Origin of the sequence: Chryseobacterium carnipullorum, assembly GCF_003815695.1 — a bacterium.
Lineage (GTDB): Bacteria > Bacteroidota > Bacteroidia > Flavobacteriales > Weeksellaceae > Chryseobacterium > Chryseobacterium carnipullorum.
Genome location: NZ_CP033920.1, coordinates 376,799 through 397,557 on the forward strand (window position 1 = coordinate 376,799; position 20,759 = coordinate 397,557).

Annotated in this window: 16 protein-coding genes and 10 tRNA genes; 2 read left to right on the forward strand and 24 right to left on the reverse strand. The window is 37.7% G+C overall.

From position 1 onward, the window contains the following. Nucleotides 1-471: 471 nt before the first annotated feature. The 15 genes from EG346_RS01775 to EG346_RS01840 all read right to left on the reverse strand — a co-directional run bounded on the left by EG346_RS01775 (nt 472) and on the right by EG346_RS01840 (nt 10,781). Nucleotides 472-543: transfer RNA gene (locus tag EG346_RS01775), tRNA-Asn, on the reverse strand. A 106-nt stretch (nt 544-649) separates the two neighbouring features. Then, nucleotides 650-723: transfer RNA gene (locus EG346_RS01780), tRNA-Ile, on the reverse strand. A 116-nt stretch (nt 724-839) separates the two neighbouring features. Then, nucleotides 840-913 (reverse strand) — tRNA-Ile (locus tag EG346_RS01785). A gap of 114 nt (nt 914-1,027) precedes the next feature. Further along, nucleotides 1,028-1,099, reverse strand: a tRNA-Pro gene (locus tag EG346_RS24680). Between the two features lie 68 nt (nt 1,100-1,167). Continuing rightward, nucleotides 1,168-1,239: transfer RNA gene (locus EG346_RS24685), tRNA-Asp, on the reverse strand. Nucleotides 1,240-1,246: 7 nt separating this feature from the next. Beyond that, nucleotides 1,247-1,320 (reverse strand) — tRNA-Arg (locus tag EG346_RS01790). 6 nt (nt 1,321-1,326) lie between these two features. Then, a tRNA-Lys gene (locus EG346_RS01795) sits at nt 1,327-1,400 on the reverse strand. 111 nt (nt 1,401-1,511) lie between these two features. Continuing rightward, a tRNA-His gene (locus tag EG346_RS01800) sits at nt 1,512-1,584 on the reverse strand. 907 nt (nt 1,585-2,491) lie between these two features. After that, nucleotides 2,492-3,511: a soluble NSF attachment family protein gene (locus tag EG346_RS01810; RefSeq protein WP_123876796.1), complete on the reverse strand. Its 1,020-nt coding sequence runs from the start codon at nt 3,509-3,511 to the stop codon at nt 2,492-2,494. Beyond that, a complete protein-coding gene (locus EG346_RS01815) occupies nt 3,504-5,210 on the reverse strand; it encodes a bpX3 domain-containing protein (RefSeq protein WP_123876797.1) in 1,707 nt (568 codons plus the stop codon). Before EG346_RS01815 ends, EG346_RS01810 begins: the two co-directional genes overlap by 8 nt. Further along, nucleotides 5,200-7,581 (reverse strand): hypothetical protein, encoded by a 2,382-nt coding sequence (locus EG346_RS01820; protein ID WP_123876798.1) that lies wholly within the window; start codon nt 7,579-7,581, stop codon nt 5,200-5,202. Before EG346_RS01820 ends, EG346_RS01815 begins: the two co-directional genes overlap by 11 nt. Then, the gene (locus tag EG346_RS01825; RefSeq protein WP_123876799.1) at nt 7,572-8,315 is read right to left on the reverse strand and encodes a hypothetical protein; all 744 of its coding nucleotides are present in this window, start codon (nt 8,313-8,315) and stop codon (nt 7,572-7,574) included. The genes EG346_RS01820 and EG346_RS01825 overlap by 10 nt, the downstream gene beginning before the upstream one ends. Further along, entirely contained in the window at nt 8,288-9,421 is a 1,134-nt protein-coding gene (locus EG346_RS01830) for an AAA family ATPase (protein ID WP_123876800.1), read from the reverse strand. The genes EG346_RS01825 and EG346_RS01830 overlap by 28 nt, the downstream gene beginning before the upstream one ends. 6 nt (nt 9,422-9,427) lie before the next feature. After that, a complete protein-coding gene (locus EG346_RS01835) occupies nt 9,428-10,144 on the reverse strand; it encodes a hypothetical protein (protein WP_123876801.1) in 717 nt (238 codons plus the stop codon). Continuing rightward, a complete protein-coding gene (locus EG346_RS01840; protein ID WP_228426531.1) occupies nt 10,134-10,781 on the reverse strand; it encodes a conflict system bpX4 domain-containing protein in 648 nt (215 codons plus the stop codon). The genes EG346_RS01835 and EG346_RS01840 overlap by 11 nt, the downstream gene beginning before the upstream one ends. 315 nt (nt 10,782-11,096) lie before the next feature. Here EG346_RS01840 and deoD point away from each other — a divergent pair, with 315 nt between their 5' ends. Continuing rightward, on the forward strand, nt 11,097-11,807 hold the full coding sequence (gene deoD / locus EG346_RS01845) for a purine-nucleoside phosphorylase (RefSeq protein WP_123876802.1): 711 nt from the start codon (nt 11,097-11,099) through the stop codon (nt 11,805-11,807). Between the two features lie 75 nt (nt 11,808-11,882). Here deoD and EG346_RS01850 read toward each other — a convergent pair whose 3' ends face one another. The 8 genes from EG346_RS01850 to EG346_RS01890 form a co-directional block, all read right to left on the reverse strand. Beyond that, nucleotides 11,883-12,668 (reverse strand): TatD family hydrolase, encoded by a 786-nt coding sequence (locus tag EG346_RS01850; RefSeq protein ID WP_123876803.1) that lies wholly within the window; start codon nt 12,666-12,668, stop codon nt 11,883-11,885. Beyond that, nucleotides 12,652-12,984 carry a hypothetical protein gene (locus EG346_RS01855; RefSeq protein ID WP_123876804.1) on the reverse strand — a complete coding sequence of 111 codons (333 nt, stop codon included), beginning with the start codon at nt 12,982-12,984 and terminating at the stop codon, nt 12,652-12,654. The genes EG346_RS01850 and EG346_RS01855 overlap by 17 nt, the downstream gene beginning before the upstream one ends. A gap of 19 nt (nt 12,985-13,003) precedes the next feature. Then, nucleotides 13,004-13,074 (reverse strand) — tRNA-Ser (locus EG346_RS01860). Nucleotides 13,075-13,204: 130 nt separating this feature from the next. After that, nucleotides 13,205-15,121: a hypothetical protein gene (locus EG346_RS01870; RefSeq protein WP_123876805.1), complete on the reverse strand. Its 1,917-nt coding sequence runs from the start codon at nt 15,119-15,121 to the stop codon at nt 13,205-13,207. Beyond that, the gene (locus EG346_RS01875; RefSeq protein WP_123876806.1) at nt 15,108-15,533 is read right to left on the reverse strand and encodes a hypothetical protein; all 426 of its coding nucleotides are present in this window, start codon (nt 15,531-15,533) and stop codon (nt 15,108-15,110) included. Before EG346_RS01875 ends, EG346_RS01870 begins: the two co-directional genes overlap by 14 nt. 115 nt (nt 15,534-15,648) lie before the next feature. Further along, nucleotides 15,649-15,718: transfer RNA gene (locus EG346_RS01880), tRNA-Val, on the reverse strand. Between the two features lie 5 nt (nt 15,719-15,723). Continuing rightward, nucleotides 15,724-17,088, reverse strand: coding sequence for an SDR family NAD(P)-dependent oxidoreductase (locus tag EG346_RS01885; protein WP_123876807.1), 1,365 nt, complete (start codon nt 17,086-17,088; stop codon nt 15,724-15,726). Between the two features lie 69 nt (nt 17,089-17,157). After that, nucleotides 17,158-17,808: a tRNase toxin domain-containing protein gene (locus EG346_RS01890; protein ID WP_123876808.1), complete on the reverse strand. Its 651-nt coding sequence runs from the start codon at nt 17,806-17,808 to the stop codon at nt 17,158-17,160. Between the two features lie 135 nt (nt 17,809-17,943). On the opposite strand from EG346_RS01890, the gene EG346_RS01895 reads away from it, so the two are divergent. Then, nucleotides 17,944-19,301 (forward strand): IS3 family transposase gene (locus EG346_RS01895; protein WP_394343264.1). Its coding sequence is split into 2 segments (ribosomal slippage): nt 17,944-18,279 and nt 18,282-19,301, totalling 1,356 coding nucleotides; the frame shifts between segments, so codons are not numbered across the junction. Nucleotides 19,302-19,315: 14 nt separating this feature from the next. On the opposite strand, the gene EG346_RS01900 is transcribed toward EG346_RS01895, so the two are convergent. Continuing rightward, a complete protein-coding gene (locus EG346_RS01900; RefSeq protein WP_228426533.1) occupies nt 19,316-20,755 on the reverse strand; it encodes an ATP-binding protein in 1,440 nt (479 codons plus the stop codon). Nucleotides 20,756-20,759: the final 4 nt, after the last annotated feature.

Sequence of the window (20,759 nt, forward strand, 5' to 3'; positions counted from 1 at the left end):
TAATCTTATAATTCCCTCTTACTTCTAATTTCTAATCTCTAATCCCTTTGTGAAGAAAAACAAAGCCTGTCTTAATTTTTAGTTTGATATAAGAACTTCTGCGCTCGACAAACTTTTACTTTTTCTCCGGAACTAATCTCATTTTAGTTATTTGAGATGGTTATGGGATTGTTCATAACCATTTTATTTTTGTTATTGAATTCACGAATATTTCACATTTTAAACCCACTCAGCTTACGCAACGGTTTTGCAGACCGCCCCGACTCTTCCCCTTCGGCGAACCATCAGATAGGATTATAAATGATAATTGATGATTAATAGTGAATTTACACCCCTATTAACTTCTAAAATCTAGCTTCTAATAAAAAAAGAAAAAGGGCTGTCGGTATTTTCCATATTTGGCGTAAAGATCTTCTGCTCTTGACACACCTTATTTCTTCTCTTTTGAAACAGTTAACATTTAGTTTTTTGCGATTCCGGAAAGATTCGAACTTTCAACTTCCGGTTTAACAGACCGGCGCTCTACCATTGAGCTACGAAATCATTTTTTTATGTGAATGGTCAATGGTCAATCCGTTTTACTGTCAATTTTTAAAAATTCACTTGCGAAGCAAAATTCACTATTCACCATTCACTTTTGCATCTTTTGTAATTCCGGAAGGACTCGAACCTTCAACCTTCGGCGTATCAGACCGACACTCTAACCACTTGAGCTACGAAATTGTTTTTTGTTTGTGAATGGTCAATGGTCAATTCGTTGTACTGTCAATTTTTAAAAATTCACTTGCGAAGCAAAATTCACTATTCACCATTCACTTTTGCATCTTTTGCATCTTTTGTAATTCCGGAAGGACTCGAACCTTCAACCTTCGGCGTATCAGACCGACACTCTAACCACTTGAGCTACGAAATTGTTTTTTGTTTGTGAATGGTCAATTGTCAATTCGTTGTACTGTCAATTTTTTAAAATTCACTTGCGAAGCAAAATTCACTATTCACTATTCACTTTTACACCAAGCAAAACTTGTCTGGAAAGCAAGATTCGAACTTGCAACCTCCCGCGTCCAAGACGGGTAAACAACCACCGTTATCTTTCCAGTTTTTCAGGTTCGGTTTCCAATTTTTTTGCCGGGAGACAGCCGGAGCTAAAATTTTCCGTGAACCTTGCGGTCTATGCGGGAATCGAACCCGCAGTGCCCAAGAGACAGTCGGGCAGGTTAGCCTTTACCTCAATAGACCTTTTTTGTAATTCTGAGAGGGATCGAACCTCTAACCTTCAGTTTAGAAAACCAACACTCTATCCAATTGAGCTACAGAATTGTTTTGTAATCTCAGAAGGAATTGAACCTTCAACCCCCGGTTTAAAAGACCGGTGCTCTGACCAATTGAGCTATGAGATTGTTTTTCTATGTGAATGGTTAATTGTCAATTTGCTTTGCTTGCCAATTTTAAATTCATTATTCACTATTGACCATTCATTCTTACCAAAATTCATTATTCCTATTCACTTTGGGTATCTTCGGGGATCGAACCCTGTTCTCCGGTTCCACAGACCGACGCTTTACCATATAAGCTAAAGAAACCATAAAAAAAGCACCTCTTTTCGGGAGGTGCTGTATATATTTTGACGTGTCAGATCACTGAGACCTACGTATATAAGCACCTTTTATGTATAAATTCACTATCCAGAATACATGGATATCCTTTCGGCTCCTGTCCGTGTAGTCTTGAATACTGATTAGATATGTTATGTAATTGTTTCATTATATTCCTGTTATTTAAAAAGTTTTTGAATCCTGAAAACCTGTTGCTTTCAATTTTCGGTTGCAAAGTAAGTATGAAATTTTTTAATCTGCAAATTTATTTTTCAATTAATTATTTGATAATCAACAAGTTAAACTGTATTTTTAGCATAAAGAATAACCGTCCGCAATATCCTGCGGATCTCTTAAATACCTAAATGACTGTCTCTCATCGGGTTACTTATCACTCTTATTTATCGTATTAAATTGACATTGTTAATTAAAATTTTTTTGTTTGTATGGTTATTTTTTTTCATTCTAAATAATTTATGGCCTAAAACACAAGAAACGCCTCGAGTTATCGAGGCGTTTCTGCGGTATTTTGTTTAAATTCTTACGGGTTTATTGTAAATAATTTTCAAAGCAAGCACATTTCGCCTCATTCCATATCATCCATTCGTATCCGAATAATCCTTTTATTGAAGGGCTATCGCATAGATTTACATTGATATGTGCTCTTTGTAGTGTCATAATTTTCTGGCGCAAAGATAGGAAAAATTGTTTTTCAGCAATGAAAATAATACTTTGGTTCACTAAACAGGGGGATAGTTTGCCTGTGAAAATTGTTCAATTAAGGGCTTTTGAGACGGTGGCTTCGAGTACCTCAGCCACCTTTTATTTGCCGTTATAAGAAATTTCTTCTATTTTTTTAATGCTTGAATCCTTAAATTTTTAAATCTTTAAATTTATTAATTTCTCAACATCTTATTCCTTCCCGTTTTAAACCTTGAAATATCTTTCAGGATCACACTATCATCGGGATTAAAATATTTCAGTTCATTGATGATCTCAGAACGGGTACCTACTTTTTCTGCAATAATTTCATAGGCGATACTTCGTGTTACAGGCTGTAGTTTCGGATCCTTTTTAAACTCATGCTTCATTGCTTCCAGGTAGATCGTCTTTTTATAGGAAGGGGTCTTCTGATAAAGCTTATGGATTTCTTTTTCCAGTTTTATGATATCAAAAACATTGGCGAAATAATTATTCAGACAGTTGAAGGCATCTTTATCTTCATTCCATCCCTTGAGCAGTATTTTCTGAGCTTCCTCCGGCTGTTCCATTTTTTTACTGTAGATCAGAGAAGCTTTTACCATTTGACTGTTGGCAGTATAATCGTCTACTACCATTTGGTAATAGCCGTGGGCATTATGGATATCGTTAAGTTCCTTATACAAATCCCCTACTTTTTCTTTCTGCTGCATTTCTTTATACAGGTCGATGGCTTTTTTGTATTGTTTTGCCTTTTCGTAACAGGATGCCGCTTCTGCTTTATTGTTTAGTTTTTTAAGATACACTGCTGCAGCTTCATTGTAAAAACCACCTTCTTCCAGGGTTTTTGCCCCGCGAAAATTATCCTGAAGCAAATTCATATACACTTTTGCTGCTTTTTTATAATCCTTATCGGCAATGTATTTTTCAGCAAGCTCTTCATATTTGCTTCGAATTCTGTCAAACAATGAAGCTTCGAGATAGAAATTTCCTCCGCCGGAACCTCGCTTGCCAGAATTTTTCCTGTTCTGTTCCTTATCTTTTAAAGCAGTAATGATGATCATGATGACAAAGGCTACCACAAGGAAAATCGCCAGCGTTCCTACAACACTCCAAAAGCTTTCGTGAAATAGCTGTGCTCCAATTCCTATGATCTTAAACACGGCCAGGATCATAAATGCAATCAGGAATTTGTCTATAAATTTCTGTTTATTCATCGTCGTCAGGGTTTAAAATAGTTTTGTCCTCGCTGAACAGGCGGTAAAGGAGAAGAATCACACAAATTACCAGAAGCCATACAAACCAGTTGTATCCAAACATTTTTATCAATGGATAAAACAAATACACCAGCATAGCAACAAGGAATACCGACAAAATGATCTTCACCCAAAGCGGGACACTGTCTCCACCAAGGTTTAATGATTTCCTTTTGAAGATGAAAGAGTAAATTCCTACAGCTCCAAACATAAAAATTACAAGATAGAGGATATCTGAAACCTCTGTTTTTTCAGGAGAATTGCTATCGCCGGACTCGAGCTTTCCTATTTTTGAATCTTTAACGGGAGTTGGAGGAGCTTGCATCATGTCAAGCGTTCCATAGAGTCGTCCCAGCGAATCTGCCATGAGTACCTGTTTTTTCTTTAAAACAAATTTCACCACTTCACCATTGACAGGTTTTCCCTTGCTGTATTGTTTCAGGGAATCTGAAATGCGACGTTTCATGGTTGCTTCCTGCTGCACCAGATGTTTCGTTATTTTTTTTGAGTAAACAATTTTCAGGGAATCTCTGCTGTTCTGTTCTCTGGCATTGAGTTTTTCGATATCATTTCCAACTTCTCCAAGGTTTCTTCCTCCTGATTTTTTATACTGCTCTCTTTCGTTTTTATCTTTTGACATGGCAGCGCCTGCTGCAGAATATTCACTGGAAAGTTTTTTTCTTGTTTTTCCGTAAATAGAATCAATTTTCATATCAATATCCGTCACGCCGGATTGGTAGGCAATCATATCTGCGTGGTTTTTATCGGCTCCGTTCATAATTTTACCCGATGAAACAAGAAAATCTTCTTTGATTGTTTTGTTTTGATCTGAAGGCATAAAAATTCTGAAAAGTATCGCGATGATGACCACTGCCCAAAATATTTTACGGAAATTCCGGGTTCCTGCCGTTTCTTTTTGATCTCCGGAACCTCCGAATAAAGCACTTAGCCAGCGGTCTCCAAAAGTGAATTTTCCAAAACCGTCTCCCCGGGAAGTTCCCATAATATCCAGTGGAACTCCCAGCTCTACAGCTCTGTCAGGATATTGTTCTATATATTTTAAGTATTTTTCAATCTCTTTTTTATTTCCGGCCATTACTTTTTTAAGGTCAAAAGGCAGGTTTTTCATCCATTCTTCTTCATTCTTGGGTTGTTGAAGGGCCGCCAGAATTTTTTCATCATCCATCTCCACCGTAAAGCTTTCGATATGCTGAGGTGTTTTCACTCCATTGGAAGGTTTTCTTACTTTACCTTTTGCTATTCCAGGTTCCTGCAGCAAGGAAATCCAGTTTATTTCTTCCGAGAGTTTAACCAATCCAAATTCAGGGTGCATGATCATCAATTTTGCTCCTGCAGATTTCCAGTCTTCCGGATTGACTTTAGGATAAAATACAGTATTTTCAGGGATAAAAAGCTGATCGTCTACACACTGGAAATAGGCATTTTTTCCAATTTCCTGAGGAGCTTCATGATAAAAAACAATCAAACATCCGTAGAGAACATTGGGCTGATCTGACGGGATAGCATAGGATTTTACTGTATTGAGATCTACTCCCAAAACTTCCAGCTCATGAAGCCATACTCCAGGGGAAGAATCTTTGATCAAAAGACCCTTTTTGGGATAGCTGTTTTTCGGAAAAGGTTTTATTCTAAGCTCCATAATCCAAGATCTGATCAATAAATGCTGTTAAATACTGGGAATACATTTCTTCCAGAGTTTTTACTTTCAACAAGGTCTGTTGTGGAAGATAATATTCTGAACCTCCATATTCTGTATGGGTAGACACTGCCAGGAAACCATATTCTGTAGAGGGAATATAAAAAGTAGGAATTCCGGTATTGCTGCTTTTAAAGGTAAGCATTCCACGGGCATCTGTGATGATTTCACTTCCGTCCTGAAATGTAAATTTATTTTTGTTCTGTTCTGCAAGAATCTTAATAGTACATCTGTTTTTATAAAGATTTAATGAGTTATCATATAATCTGGAGAGCTCATTTCCGGAAATCACAAGATTATTATTTTCATTGATTCCCAGTCTGTTAAAGTTGCTGATAATCTTCATTCCGCTGCGGTCCAGCTTGGCGACTTCGGTTTCAGCTTTTGCAATATTCTTATCTATTTCGCGATCATCATTAAATACAGATTCTACAGATATATTTCCTTCCAAATTGATCTTATAAAGAGAGGAATTCATGGGCTGATGCAGATAAAAGCTTCTTCCGAAATACGTCAGATGGTATGAGTTCGGAATATTCAGTCCAGTCGTATTTATTTCAGAATATTCTTTTGTATTCAGGTTTAGTTTTGAAATCAGTTTTTTATCAGGCTGATACTGGCAGAGAATGAATTGTTGCTGTCTGTTTTTTGCCAGAGCAAACTGTCCTCTTGGTTTTACCGAAATATCTTCGATCAGCACTTCACATCCATGGTATGTTTTGTAATAATCATAGGAGTTCCGGTCATAATAATTATCGGAAAGATACGTTTTCAGCAACTGCTTTTTGGAACTTAAAATATAAAATTCCCCTTCATATAAAAACTGGGCTATTTTATTGGAAGGCGTTGGAAACAGGATCGGATAATTCTGTGGAAGATCTGTTTTCTTACCATTAACGGTAGTCGCTTTAAGTTTACGCTGAGGTGGGTTCGCCCACAATTCCTGGAGCGGAAGTTTTATCTTCTGGATATGTTTCCGGGCTCCTTTATGATGCTTATAAAAATTCAGTTCTCCGTCTGATGAGGTCGTGATCAGGAATTTAAGTCGGTCTCTGTTTTCGTGGATTACTTTTCTGATCTTTTCGTCAGCTAAATTTTCCTGATGGGTAATAAAGAAAACTTCAATATCTTTTTCGGTATGTTCTTCATTGAAAAACTTGCCCAATGCTTCTGACACTTCGAGAACCGGACTCACCTGATTCAGATTTTCAATAACATCTTCCGTTTTGTCGAGAGATATAGGTAATCCAGCCTGCCCCATAGCAAAAACCTTACATTCTGAATGGGCTTTTGGATGACGGATCACAGCAATAGCCGACGCAAAAGCCAATACTTTTGGAGTACCCCAGTTCCTCAGGGAGGTATCAACTAGAATGACGCGTTCAAAAATATTTTCTTCCGGCGGTATTTCTCTCTGGATGTATAGTGCTTCGTTATTGGCAATACGATTCATGAACACCTCATCTTCATTCGCAAATTCGGAAAGCAGCATTCTGTGAAGATCGCCTTTATTGGCCATATCGGAAATTCCCCCGATGGGCTGTTCTCCCGGGGATAAATGACGCATAGGTATTCTAAGTCCGCTCCAAATCCTCTTTATCAGGCTTCCTACCTGGAATGTTTTTGGTTCTTCTATGAGCTGCTGGATAAAATCCTTATCGGTTTCTACGGTGATTTCTTCCTCTACGACTTCGTCATCCAGTTCAGGTTCATCAATATGATCCCGCATAGCATCAATGATAGACTGGACGGTAGGGAATTTTTCATTTAACAGCTGTAATGCGCTCAGGTCTCTGTTGATCGCCGATGGTCCTGCATATTTTTTTTCGGCACTTGCTGCCAGCATATGAGGTCTTTTGTAGTAGATGTTGAGAATCATTTCTGCTTTGCCGGGAGCTATTCTGTTGTGGGCATCCTGGAAAAGGGTCTGAAGCAATATAATTCTGTTCTGTCCGTACTTATAGACTTTATTTAATGATTTGATCTTTTCAAGGAACTCAATACTCTTGTCAGCGGTGAAATCAAAATTTCCAATGCTGTGAAAAGTAGCGGTATGTTTCATTGGGCCTGCGAAATCTGTGTATCCATCCTGCATGGCATATAAAACCATGAGTAATGCTCCAAAAGGAGGCCATCCCTGCGGCTGAAGTTCTTTCAGGATTTCCATGATGTAAGGCCTGTAAGCTATAGCCCCAACCCCGGGAATCGAGATAAGATTGTAGTCATGGTATCCGGAATCACCGGCGATATCCTCGTCGGTTTCCCACTCCCAAAAGTAGTTTTCGTATGATTGGAAATATTCGTTCAGATCCATTCTTTTGTTTTTTCAGTAAGACGGAATGAGCTTACAGAAAGTTTCCGGAAATTTTCTTTCTTAATGGGAAGATAGGTTCCGTCTTCGTTCCATAACAGCCATTTGTCCGACATTTTGTTATATTGCTGCTGCAGGAGTGAACTCAGATTTTTAAATTCGAAATCAAAACCTGAAGGCAAAAGATGACCGTCTCTGGTCCAGTAGGTTTTTCCGGGCAGGCTCAACAGCGGTGTTCCGAGAAACAATGCTTTATCGTCAATCACTGTCCATTCTATTTTATCCAGTTTGAAATTCGGCTGTGCAGGAATACTGTCTTTAATTTCTGTTATTGAGCTTAAGAGTGATACAGCAGGATATTCTTCATTCCCCGGTTTCAATCTGACTTCCACTTTTTCGCTGATCCCAAAATAATTGTTGTTGGAAGCAGGAAACGTAAGTCGTAATGCTTTATCTATAGGTGACCAAAGCAAAGCTGTTCTCATCTTTTTGCTGGGTACCAGTGCTTCTTTTTTAAACAAAAGTCCGTTGCGCAGTTCGTACAGAATAAAGTTTGGTAGCTGCCGGATATCTGCGGATACAGCCTGTTCTTCGGTAAAACCCTTCAGCCAAACCGTATCGTCGTCTACTGCAATCTGTACATTTTTCCAGTCCCGAATAGCGCCCAGAAAATCTTCATTGGCCCGCGGAAGTTCTGCCCAGAATTCTTTTACACACTTTGAAGGATCTTCTGCCATAAGCTTTCAATTTCTTGCTGAATATATTGCTTCTGCTCAGGATTTCTGATCCAGTTGCATCGGGTCTGCAGGTATCTTAATTTATCTTTGATCACATTCTGTTCTTCAAAACTCAGCATTCCGCTGTTCCATTTTTCCACCAGGATTTTTACATCCTTCATGACTTCCTCCGGATTGGGAGTTTTATTCTGCATGGCTTGTGGATGGGAGTTTGGATGATCATCTTTTTCAATGGTTCTGTTGATAATGCCTTCAAGAATCTCGATTTGTTCTTCAGTATCCCAGATATGTTTCAGGACCCACAGGTCTGAAAGTACGGCTTCATTTCTTCCGCAGATCAGGGCACTGGCCGCAATCAGGTTCTGAAGTTTTACGGCTCTACGGTCCGAAATCGCAATTCCGGTATTTCTCAGGCTGATGATGGTATTTAAATACACTTCATAGATGGGTCTGAGGTCTATGGTTTTACACAGGTTTTGCAGTTCCCTGATTTCATCTGCAAGAATTTCGGGAATTTCCGTCTCGGTTTCATTTTCTAATTTTCTTCCGGCAATAAGAACTTGCTGCAGCAACTCAGGATTTACATAATCGACATTAATCCTCACCAGAAAACGGTCAAACAATGCATTTAAAGATTCATCTTCTGGAAGAACATTACTGGCTCCCACAAACATAAGGGCTGGGAGTTGTTTCGTTTCTTTTCCTCTTTTGAATATTTTTTCGTTGAGGGCAGTCAGAAGTGAATTCAGGATGGCCGAGTTGGCATTGAATATTTCGTCCAGAAAAACCAATGAAGCTTCCGGCATCATGCCTTCCGTATTCGTAAGAAGTTCACCTTCTTTTAATTTTCTGATGTCAAAAGGCCCGAAAATTTCGTTGGGCTCTGTGAAACGGGTCAGCAAATATTCAAAGTTTTTGCCATCTTTCACTGTTTTGGACAGCGTTCTTACAATCGCAGATTTTGCGGTTCCCGGTGGTCCGTATAAAAACGCGTTTTCTTTGGCCAGAAGACATATTCCCAGCAGGTCTACGACATCATTTTTTCCTACGAAGGTGTCTTTTACGTAGTTGAGAACGGTATTGAGTTTTGTGATATTTTGAGTCATTAGTATTTATTTAATGAAAAATCTTAACAGTAAAAAGTATATAAATCCAATTACAATCAGTGAAAGAATAAGATCAATATAAAAAGTAAATGGAAGTTCTAGAAATTTAAAGCCTACAACAAAGTATCCAACTATTATCACAAGGCCCATAAGCGCCGATAGGAAGGAATACAGTGAGGAAATCATCATGACCAGTGAGATAAAAACAAAATATATTCCCACACTTAAAAAAATAAAAAAATGCTTCCCGTATGCGGTGTATTGGCTGTGAATAAAATTTACAAACCCAGAAAAGTCATTCTTTCCTGAAAACAGCAGCCAGATATGGGTTCCGAAATCTTTAAAAATCACAAGGGGATCATACCCTGAAATCCAAATGACAGCAACAATTAAAACGGTGAGCATAGTTCCCATTATTCCATGAAAAATAAAGGCATTTTTCATAGTCCGCTTATCATATTTCTTCAGTTCATCATCATTAGGCCCCACATCCTCTCCTGAATCTGTTTTCACAAGGCTGGAAAGGGGAATATAGCCAAACTTAATTCTGAGATCATTTTTTATGGTATAAGCATACAAGGGTTTTGAAAAGGACATGAACATCCAAATCTCATTCACTTTCGTTTTAAACATCAAAATATTGGCATAATATGCCAAAATACAGAACACAAAAAAGTAGGAAGCAACTATTCCTCCTAATGCAACTGCAGTATTAATCTCCATGGGCAACTATTTTTAAATCCCGCCAGTAAACATCCTTATGAAGTCCAAAATCTGCCATAAGCAATTTATTAATATAGGGAATTTCTGCCAGCGAATAGGCCTTCTTTTCAACGATCCTTTCCAGATATAATTTTCGGTATGTTTTGTCCTGAAGCTCCTTTTCCCAGTCGATTTTCTCCAGATTCAGCGGATATCCGATTCCGGAATAATGAAACTGCGTGAGAATATCTTCCAGAATTTTCACCAATGGATCATAAGGATCTGCAGTCTGTAAAACGGAAGTAATCTGTGGCAGAAACCTCAGGGATAAATCTGCAGATAAGATGGTAGAAACATCAGCGGTTATTTTCATTCTCGGGATCAGTTTATCCAGATCTTTTGATGTATTTTCCCGGATAAGATAGAGCTGAGCACTGTGGTACAGGACTTTTGCTCCCCAAACTGCAGCTTCTTTATCACAATGTATAGCTGTGGATAAAAATTCCAGTCTCTCTTTTTCGAACTCTGCTTCGAAATAATCTCCTGCTTCCTGCTCTTCTTTTTTAGAAATTTCCTGCAGGTTTGAAAATACAGTAATGGACCCGCTGTTTCGCAGCAGAAAAATAGTGTCTAGAAATGGGGATCTGGTTTCCATCATCTAACAAAAATAAAACTATTTCGCAGAGAATAAAATTTTTATATGAATGATTGACAGTTAAATAATATTTGGGATGAATTATTTATAAATATATTGATTCAATTAATGATAAAAGTCTTTTTTCTGTTTTTCAGCTCTCGCGGATTGGGCAGATGATGGAGATCATTGCGTTGGTTTAATTTAAACCTCATAGGTTTTGGAAACCTATGAGGTTGGTTTGGGGAATTTATGCTTAGAAAACTTAGGATATTGAGCTACAAATCTTTATAAATTTCAATCTAAAAGTTGCTATCTTTGTCCCTTCAAAATAACATTATGAGTATTCACATCAGTGCAAAAAAAGGAGAAATTGCTAAAGTAGTATTGCAGCCGGGGGATCCGCTTCGTGCACAATATATTGCTGAAAATTATTTGGAAAATGCTAAACTGGTAAGCAAAACAAGAGGAATCTTTTATTATACAGGTCTTTATAAAGGAAAAGAGATCAGTGTAGGTGCCAGCGGAATGGGCTTTCCGAGTATCGGGATCTATTCTTTTGAATTATTTACGGAGTATGAAGTAGATACGATCATCAGAATCGGAACCTGCGGAGCTTACACGACGGACCTTAAGCTTTTTGATATTTTAAATATTGAAAATGCGGCCAGCGAAAGTACGTATGCCAAATATGCATGGGAAATTGAAGATGAGATCCTTCCTCACCAGGGAAATATCTTTGGAACCATCAATGAAACGGCTCAGGAGCTTTCTTTAGCCACCAAAGCGATCAATGTACACAGCAGCGATATTTTCTACAGAAAAGATCAGAATATTCCTGCGATTGCTACGAAATACAACTGTCCGGCTGTAGAAATGGAAGCTTTCGGATTATTCGCAAATGCACAACATTTAGGGAAAAACGCAGCGACGATTCTTACGGTAACTGATATTATTCCTACCCACGAAAAAATTTCTGCTGACGAAAGAGAAAAAGCCCTTAAACCGATGATGGAACTGGCTTTGGAATCAGCAATAAAAAGTCTTTAATAAAACAAAAAGTTAAGCTGCAGTTTTGCAGTTTCGCCATAAAAAAGAGCTTTACTTCATCAGTAGAGCTCTTTTTTATAGTTTGAAAAAATTCCTGGCGGTTTCCGTGGTTTCCTCTGCAACTTCGGAAATACTGATTTTCTTCCAGTGAGCGATCGTCTGTGCCACATAGGGAAGGAAAGATGGTTCATTCCTGCGGTTCTGCATTCTCGGCATATTTTTCGGAAGCATGAACGGGGCATCTGTTTCGATCATCATCCGGTCGAGCGGCGTGTATCTGATCACTTCTTCCAGCTGTTTAAATCTTTTATCATCACTTATCGCACCTGTAAATCCTAAATAAAATCCTTTATCAAGATAAATTTTAGCTTCCTCCAAAGTTCCTGTAAAGCAATGAACAACTGCTTCGGGTAATCTGGAAAGGTATTCATCTGTAATTTCATTAAATCTTTTAAACGCTGATCTTTCATGAAGGAAAAGGGGTTTATTCACCTCAACAGCCAGTTCCAACTGGGCTCTGTAGCATTTTTCCTGAATGGGTCTGGGCGAGAAATCCCGGTCAAAATCCAATCCGCATTCTCCTACCGAGACTACGTGATCCAATTTCAAAAGATTCCGAAGTTCCATGATGCTTTCCTGATTAAAAGATTTGGCGTCATGAGGATGAATCCCTGCTGTAGAAAATAGAATTTCGGGATATTCTTCTGCGATTTCAGCAGATTCTTTACTTCCCCGGATGCTTGTTCCGGTAAGGATCATTTGTTCTACGCCATTGTCCAGGGCGCGGTTGATCATTTCTTCGTGTTCGTTATAGAACTGTTTATTGGTCAGGTTAATGCCAATATCAATGTAGGTATTCATTTGTTTTTGTTTTGTTTTTGTTTATAAAATATCTAACAATGTTGGGTCCTTTCAAAACGTTTTTGAATTCTTTTTCAGAATAAAATCCTCTGACATCCGAACGCTTTACTCCGTTGAATTCTTTCGTTATTTTTACCCAGATTATTTTGTGTCTGGCTTTTATGGCTTTTTTCAATGTAAATGTTTCGCTTAACTGATCCTTGATGATTGTTTTTGCTGTCCTTCGCCATTTTTTATTACCATATTTTCTCAGTTCCTGAGAGATTTTTCCGTCTTCTCCGGCTCTGAAATCTCCTTTATTATAAGTATTTTTCATCCTTTATTCGCATTAAAAAGGGAGGCTAGCAGGATTCGAACCCGCATATCACATTAGCAGTGTGCGTTTTTCCGTTAAACTATTGCCTCCGTTTATTTGAAAATTTAAGAGTTTACTATGTTTTCATTGTTTTAGCTTTTAAAATAGAAACAGACAGGACCCGAACCTGCAACCTTCCGGTGAATGGAATGTTTTTCCAGTTAAACTACTGTTTCTTTAGTTATGCTTCCACTTCCAGCAGGCTGAAATATTCTGAAGCGGTGAGCGCTCTGGGAAAGCCGCGTGGCGTAATTTCCCTTTCCAGTTCACAGATCAGAAGATCGCCCTGTCTTTTCAGACACTTGATGTGTGGAATAATGTTTTCATGTATTCTGAACGTAGATGCGATGGCGGTGAGCGCATTTCCTTTATATTCCTGTTCTATCCAAAGCCAGTGTTCCTTTTCTGTGGAAGGGCACCAGCATTTTACGGCATAGGAATAATGATCTGTTTCACGCCAAGTATAAATTCCTAATTTTTTATTTTCAATTTTATACACTTCATAACAGTTGATTCTTAGGATCTGGGTTTTATTTCCGTTTTGATCGTATTCGTTGTAATTCAGTTCTGCTTCTTCTTCATTGATCTTTTCTGCTTCCAGACGCTTCATCAGATTTCCTACCCCTATATAATTAAAACAGAAGAGACGCAGATTTCTGTCTGTAGATTCGAAGAATTCTTCAAATTGTATGGTTTCCACCCCATTCCAGAGTTTTTCTATTTTTTCCAGAATTTTGGTAAAAAACGGCGTTTCAAACCTCGTCCACTGGCGTTCATATTCTCTCGTCATAAAGTTCTGAAAACTGCTGTGACGCAGCTTCAGGATAGAAACCAGTTTCCGGATGGTGTAATTCTGCTGATGAACCGCATAGTTGAAAGACGCTCCGGAAAGGATCAGTTTATCTTTGGAAAGATACATTCTGTCATTGATCTTAAAATAAATATTTTTAGCCAGATGTTCAAAATGATCGTCTTTCTGGTACAGATAAAAATTGATCTGTTTCAATGCCGGAAGTTGCGACCCGTTATGTCTTTCATCACCGAAAAAATTAATATACTCAAGAGATTTAAAATTAACTTTGAATGCATTGATCAGCCTTCCGTTGATTCTCTTAAGATTTTCAAATTCCAAAGAAGTATGCATCTCCAGATCCCCGACTTCCTGAATTTTAGGGGCAATCGTCTGGTGGGTTTTATACGTTCCTTTTACTTTTTCCAAAGATATAAAATGACAGGTTTCGCCCTGATTCTGAATATTTCCGTTCACATTTCTCAATAATGGAAACCTTACGCCTGAATTACGGTTAACAGAAATGCTGCCTGACGTTTCCAGCAATGGAAAATCTGCATAACAACCCTGTTCCAATAGAATATTTCCCGTGATTTCCTGAAGCACCGGAAAAGAAGCTTTTGTCTTTTCAAATCTGAGGTGTCCGACTATTTTTTTCAGTTCCGGAAAATCGTGTGTAAAATAATGCCCGGTTTTGTCACGGCATTCCATATTGATCTGTCCCTGAAGAAATTCAAGGTAGGGAAAAGATACATTTTTACCGTAAACATTAATCCTTCCACGGATTTCATAGTGTGGAATAATAATATCGTTCCCGAAAATATCGACATTGAAAACACCTTCTTTCGGAAGAAATTCCACTTCATACTGATGATTGATCGGGATAACAATTCTGGACTGCACCAGCTTTTTACCTCTTGCAATGACATTGGCTTTTTTAAGGGAAATATTTCCTCCTATCGTTGCCAGATTTTTAAAATCAAAATCAATGATGCATTTGAAATGACCTTTTACGGTTTCCAGTCCCCAGATTTGGGCAAAACAATGCAGGGTGAAGTTTTCTTCTACGATCTTAAGATTGGGAAGAGAACAGTCTGCAGCATCTATAGATAGAGATCCTTTGACTGTTTTCAGGTTCGGAAAGTGACATCCTTCTCCACGCAGAAGCAGGGTTCCGTTCAGTTCTTCAATGTCCCATGTGATGTTTCTGCCATATATTTCTACGGTCACAGGGTCATCAAAAGACGTCTCCGGAAGGTCTTCCGTGGAGAATACTTTATATCTTGTGATGGGATCAGTCGTATGCATTTTCTGTCAGTTGGGTTATGGGATTGTATTCCTGCTGGATGTATTTTACAAAATAGTCACTTTCTATACGAAGGATTTTATGTTCACCGTGAAAAATAAAGCCATCGCCATAGATTCTGAAAGTTTCCGTACTACCGTCTTTTTCAATAATCTTATATCCGGGTGCTTTCAGGGTATGCTGATTGCTTGTCTTTTCCAGACAGTATTCTTTATAAGTTTCGGTGTGTTCTTCTAAGTTGTTGATTTTTTCTCTTGCCTCTGAACTTTTTCTTAGGTAAGGCTTAATGTCAGATGATTCGGGAATATTCATGTTTTCTACAAAATGAAGGGTACTTTCCTGCGTGACAGGAACAACTGTTATTTCTTCAACGGGACCGTTTTCTCTAAAAAAATCAAATATCTTTTTCAACATGGCTTTTATTTTTTGATGATAAAAAACAGAAAGAAAATCGGATTCGAACCGATAATTCGCTTCTTAGAAGCTGGTTTTCTCCGGATTAAACTATTTCTTTCCTTATTATTCTCTGTGAAACGGCAGGATTCGAACCTGCGCCTCTGACTTGTCGACTCAGCGCTCTTCCATTGAGCTAACGTTTCTCCCTTTACCATGCATTTATTTTATAATTTTTCAGCAGTACTCCACTGTAATAATTTCCTTTTATTCCTTCAACGACCGGATGTAAAATTCGCGCCGCTCCGTCTACAGAATCCAGCGGCGGAATATATCCCTGCTCAAACTGCTTCTTTCGAAGACTTTCTTTGGCTCCTGTAGAAATCCATCCTACATCTACTGCACTCATGTAAATCTGATCGTTTTCAAATTCTTTTGCTGAGGTAAGCGTCATCATATTCAGAGCCGCCTTTGTCATATTCGTGTGCGGATGAAATACTGTTTTATTATCGTAGCTGAAAATACCTTCAGAAGAGGTCACATTGATGATAAATTTCTCCGAAAACGCTGAGTTTTTCATCAAAGGTTTCAGTTCTTTAATTAAAAAATAAGGCGCGATATGATTGATCAGATTCACCTCTACCAGTTCATACATAGAAACTTCTTCCAGTGTAGAATTCCAGCTTGTTTTTTCTCTGTTGTCGACAGGCTGTCCGAAACGGGTAAGTGCCACCGTCGTTTCGTCGTTCTGTGCATATTCAAGTTTTGCGATTTCGCTTGAAATTTCTGTCTGGTTCGGAAAAAGATTTGGAATATTTTTGAATTCAACTAACTTTTCCTTTTCACATTTGATGATCGGAAGATAATATTCATCAGGATATTTTATGGTTTGTGCTGCATTGTTGATCAGAATATCCAACGTATCAAAACGGGTTTTATAAAAATCTATAAAATCCTGGATTGCTTTCAGATTTCTCAGATCCAAACCATACACCCAGAGTTTTTCTTTCCAGTCTTCGTAATCTGCTTCCTGCTGCATCATATCCAGCGCCAGTGCCGGAAAACGGGTTGTCAAAACCAAATTGGCTCCGTTTCTCAACAATTTCAATGCGGTGGCCCATCCTACTTTCACTCTTCCTCCTGTCAGGATAACATTTCGTCCTTTTAGATTTGCCGTTTCAAAACGTCTTTCATAGTTTTCTGCGGCACATTTCGGGCAAAGTCTTGTGTAAAAAGAATGGGCATACTGATAGCTCTGGTTACAGCAGTAGCAGTTTTTCGGGATCTTAAGCGGAGTGAGTTTCGTCTCCTCTCTTTTATCATCATAGAAAGCTGAAGCTCCTGCCAATGCCTTTTGCATAAGAACAGCATCAGAACTCACCGCAAGATCATGAGATTTCATCATTGAATAATTTTCATGGCGGATCTGTTTTTTAGCATTCTTATGAATTTTCGTGATCAGTCCTGAAAATGTCTGATTGTCAGGATTGAGGAACGGATCATCTTTCAAGGCATTCAGAACCTTGAGACATATTTCCCATTCGTTTTGCGAAAATTTTTGATCTGAAAAATTCATAGCTTCAGTTTATATCTGCAAAATTATCTGTGCAGTACGCAATCTTTTTACGCACTGAAGATTTATCCGTTATTCGTTGATAAATTTTTCAAGAAAACCGATGAGCTTTTTACCGCCGTGGCTCCAACGGATTCCGTGACCTTCTTTTTCCCTGACTTCAAAAACAAGCTCATGTTTATAATGATAGAAAACATTCCACCAGGTTCTGTTGTCCAGAATATAGCTGATTTTCTCCATCACTTTTTCCTGTTTCTGCAGATTATTTCCTTTGATTTCGCCCCAGAACTGATCGTCCATTCTTCCGATATGTTTCTCCCAGGCTCTTTGTGCCATGGTAATTTCACTGTTAAAACTTTTCATGCAGGCTTCAAGCAATATCAGTTTTAAAGGCGGAACAGCATTTTCATCCCTGATGCTGGCAGAAGTCAGTCGTTGTCCCAGAATAGTAAGCCAGTGTTCAAAAGGAATTTTTTCTAAATGTAATGCTTTAACCTCATCGGAATTATTGCTTTGAAATATATTGATAAACAGTTCAAAGCTTTCTTTTCTGTCTGTTTTAATTTCTTCATTAAAATACGGGAGCTCTGATTCAAGAATGTTTTCCTGAAATTTGCAGATATTGCTTTCCATAGTCGCCAGATGTTCATCAGCAAGAACAGCCTTGTATTTTTCTGTCCAGGAATCTGAAATTAATGGGATATAAGGTGTAAACACATTCATTTTAAACCATTTTGATGAGATTAACCTCCAGTTTTTCCTCTGTAATCAAATGGGCAATTGTAAATCGTCAGCAAAAAGTAGACATTAGATATTAAAAAGTTAAGGAGTGTTTTCATAAAAAGAGTAATTTTAATTATGGCAACACCGAAAAAGAAACCGACCGAGAAATTCGTAAAAGATATTCGGCAGAACACCCGCAGAATATTCACTGCAGAGCAAAAGATTTTAATCGTGATGGAAGGTCTTCGAGCTGAGACTTCCGTAGCCGAACTTTGCAGGAACCATAATATTGCACAGTCGCAGTTTTATGCCTGGAACAAGGAGTTTATGGAAGCAGGAAAGAAGCGTCTCAATGGAGATATTGCTCGCGAGGCTACGAGTGATGAAGTATCAGATCTGAAGAAGGAAAACGCACGTTTGAAAGAGATCGTAGCTGATCTGGTCGTTCGCTATGATATTGTAAAAAAAAGTTTAGACAGGCTGGATTAATCGATAAATACAGGAAATATATGAGATTATCAGCAGCCGAGAAATACGAGATCATTCAAACGGTGACCAGGAGTGAAATCGGTGTGAAGCGAACCTTGGAAAGTTTTGGAATCGCCAGAAGTAGTTTTTACAAATGGTATAAAAGCTACCTCGAATACGGCTATGATGGCTTGGAAACTACGAAAAGAACAAACCATAGACAATGGAACAGCATTCCTGAAAGACAGAAAGATCTGGTGGTAGAGATCGCTTTGGAACACACCGAATTGTCTGCAAGGGAACTGGCCTACAAAATTACCGATGAGCAAGGTGTTTTTATTTCAGAATCCAGTGTTTACCGTATTTTAAAGCAAAGAGACTTAATCCCGGCACCGAATCATTTTCTTCTTTCGGCAGCAAATGAGTTCAAAGACAAAACTGAATTTGTGCATCAAATGTGGCAGACAGATTTTACCTATTTCAAGATCATTGGCTGGGGATGGTACTATCTGAGCACGATTTTGGACGATTATAGCCGCTACATCATTCACTGGGAGCTGTGCGACTCGATGAAGGCCGAAGATGTGAAACGAACGGTGGACACGGCCATTAAAAAAGCGAAATTAAAGACCAAAGCTAAACCGAAACTGCTCTCAGATAACGGTTCCTGCTACGTCTCCAGTGAACTGAAAACCTATCTTAGAGATAATGTAAAGATGAAGCAGGTTCACGGAAAACCAATGCATCCGCAGACCCAAGGTAAGATTGAACGTTATCACAGAACTATGAAAAACGTAGTGAAACTCAATCATTTTTATCACCCCGAGGAACTCATCCAAGCACTGGAGAAGTTTGTAGAAAACTACAATAACAAGCGCTATCACGAGTCGATAAATAACCTCACTCCAGCAGATGTGTACTTCGGAAGATCAGAACAGATTTTGGAAAAAAGAAAGCAAACAAAAGCGGAATCCATCCGAAAAAGAAGACAAATATATAATCAACAAAAATTAGTAAGTTTATAAACCGAAAATCCTCCTTAAGGATTTAAACTAAAATGTCTAAGTTGGTTTGAAGACGTACACTTAATTTTTTTATTTAAGAATTGATGAGCCTCGTCTACAAAAAGTATCAAAGGAGATGTTCTAAAAATATTTGTTCGAGACTTATTCAACAAATATCTACCTAACGAATTAGCTAAGATTTCTCTAACTTGAAAATTATATGGTACGTTTTCAAAACCAATCCTTAGTATATTTTTTCTAGGGTTAATTAAGAATTCTTCAATTTGGGAAATTAAATTTTTATTTGTGGAATCACCAAATCCAAACATTTGAGAATAATTGTTATCTGATATCACATTGTTTATACGCATAATAAGACTTGTGGCATTTCCATAATTTCTCTCATCTCGTGTTACTGACCATCTGTCATTGAAAATTTGATAACATTCATTACCTATTTGCTTATGAAGAATAGATATATCAAAGTTGTTAATTGTAAATTCTTCTACTATAGATTTATATTTGTAGTAAGCATTATTATAGGCTGCGGTAAAATTTCCTTGTTTTACAATCAATCCATTATTAATAATTACTTGCTGATCTCTATAAGTAAATAAATCATTATCTCCATTCTTACTATGTATTTTATTAGGAAGACTACTTAGTAGGCAATGTGCAACTTTCAAAGACTTAATTGCTTCTAATAATAATGGCTGTTGAACTTGGCCAGAAGGTCTGAATAGAACAAAAAAATCATTAATTGTAAGATTTTGGTATGGAAAATAGCTATCAGTAATCAGAACAGAATGATCAACATTTGGATGATCATCAAAGGTCGAATATTCACCTGTTGGATCCAGAATTATTGCCTTTGCTCCTGTTTCTATAATTCCCTCAATAAATTTACTAATTGAATAACTTTTCCCTCCACCAGTTGTACCCACAATTGCGCAATGTCTGCTAAAAATTGCTTGCAACGAAATATTAACAGGAACATTTTTATCATAAATTAAATTACCCAATTTAAATATAGGAGAACTATCTATGCTTTCAGAATTTACACCAAAAGTTTTAAAATGAGTTGAAAGAAATTCAGATGAACATATAAAAACTTTTGATCCTATTAATGGCATACTATTTATACCTTTTTCTATTTTACTTGGATTAAATAAATCAAATGATAAAAGGATTTCAATTTTCCCTACCGGATGGAATGCTTTGGTTGAAAAAGTTTTCTCACTCAATTCTAAACGCTCTTTTTCAGGTAACGAAATTTCTAGCATTTTACCTAAAAATCCTTTGTCCTCCCCTTCAATTACAATATAGTTCCCTACAAGTCCTCCTCTTAGTGACTCAGCATGATGAACAAAAGTTTTCATTAATACGGAGGAAGGAAAATGTATTTTAACAAATGACGGTGAAACAAAGTTGATATATCCTAGAAAGTGACTATGGTTAAAAGGACTATTGTTCATAAAA

Bases quoted from the DNA above. Each gene is read 5' to 3' on its own strand.
- EG346_RS01810 (WP_123876796.1), bottom strand. From the start codon at position 3,511: ATGAATAAACAGAAATTTATAGACAAATTCCTGATTGCATTTATGATC.
- EG346_RS01815 (WP_123876797.1), bottom strand. From the start codon at position 5,210: ATGGAGCTTAGAATAAAACCTTTTCCGAAAAACAGCTATCCCAAAAAG.
- EG346_RS01820 (WP_123876798.1), bottom strand. From the start codon at position 7,581: ATGGATCTGAACGAATATTTCCAATCATACGAAAACTACTTTTGGGAG.
- EG346_RS01825 (WP_123876799.1), bottom strand. From the start codon at position 8,315: ATGGCAGAAGATCCTTCAAAGTGTGTAAAAGAATTCTGGGCAGAACTT.
- EG346_RS01830 (WP_123876800.1), bottom strand. From the start codon at position 9,421: ATGACTCAAAATATCACAAAACTCAATACCGTTCTCAACTACGTAAAA.
- EG346_RS01835 (WP_123876801.1), bottom strand. From the start codon at position 10,144: ATGGAGATTAATACTGCAGTTGCATTAGGAGGAATAGTTGCTTCCTAC.
- EG346_RS01840 (WP_228426531.1), bottom strand. From the start codon at position 10,781: ATGATGGAAACCAGATCCCCATTTCTAGACACTATTTTTCTGCTGCGA.
- deoD (WP_123876802.1), top strand. From the start codon at position 11,097: ATGAGTATTCACATCAGTGCAAAAAAAGGAGAAATTGCTAAAGTAGTA.
- EG346_RS01850 (WP_123876803.1), bottom strand. From the start codon at position 12,668: ATGAATACCTACATTGATATTGGCATTAACCTGACCAATAAACAGTTC.
- EG346_RS01855 (WP_123876804.1), bottom strand. From the start codon at position 12,984: ATGAAAAATACTTATAATAAAGGAGATTTCAGAGCCGGAGAAGACGGA.
- EG346_RS01870 (WP_123876805.1), bottom strand. From the start codon at position 15,121: ATGCATACGACTGATCCCATCACAAGATATAAAGTATTCTCCACGGAA.
- EG346_RS01875 (WP_123876806.1), bottom strand. From the start codon at position 15,533: ATGTTGAAAAAGATATTTGATTTTTTTAGAGAAAACGGTCCCGTTGAA.
- EG346_RS01885 (WP_123876807.1), bottom strand. From the start codon at position 17,088: ATGAATTTTTCAGATCAAAAATTTTCGCAAAACGAATGGGAAATATGT.
- EG346_RS01890 (WP_123876808.1), bottom strand. From the start codon at position 17,808: ATGAATGTGTTTACACCTTATATCCCATTAATTTCAGATTCCTGGACA.
- EG346_RS01900 (WP_228426533.1), bottom strand. From the start codon at position 20,755: ATGAACAATAGTCCTTTTAACCATAGTCACTTTCTAGGATATATCAAC.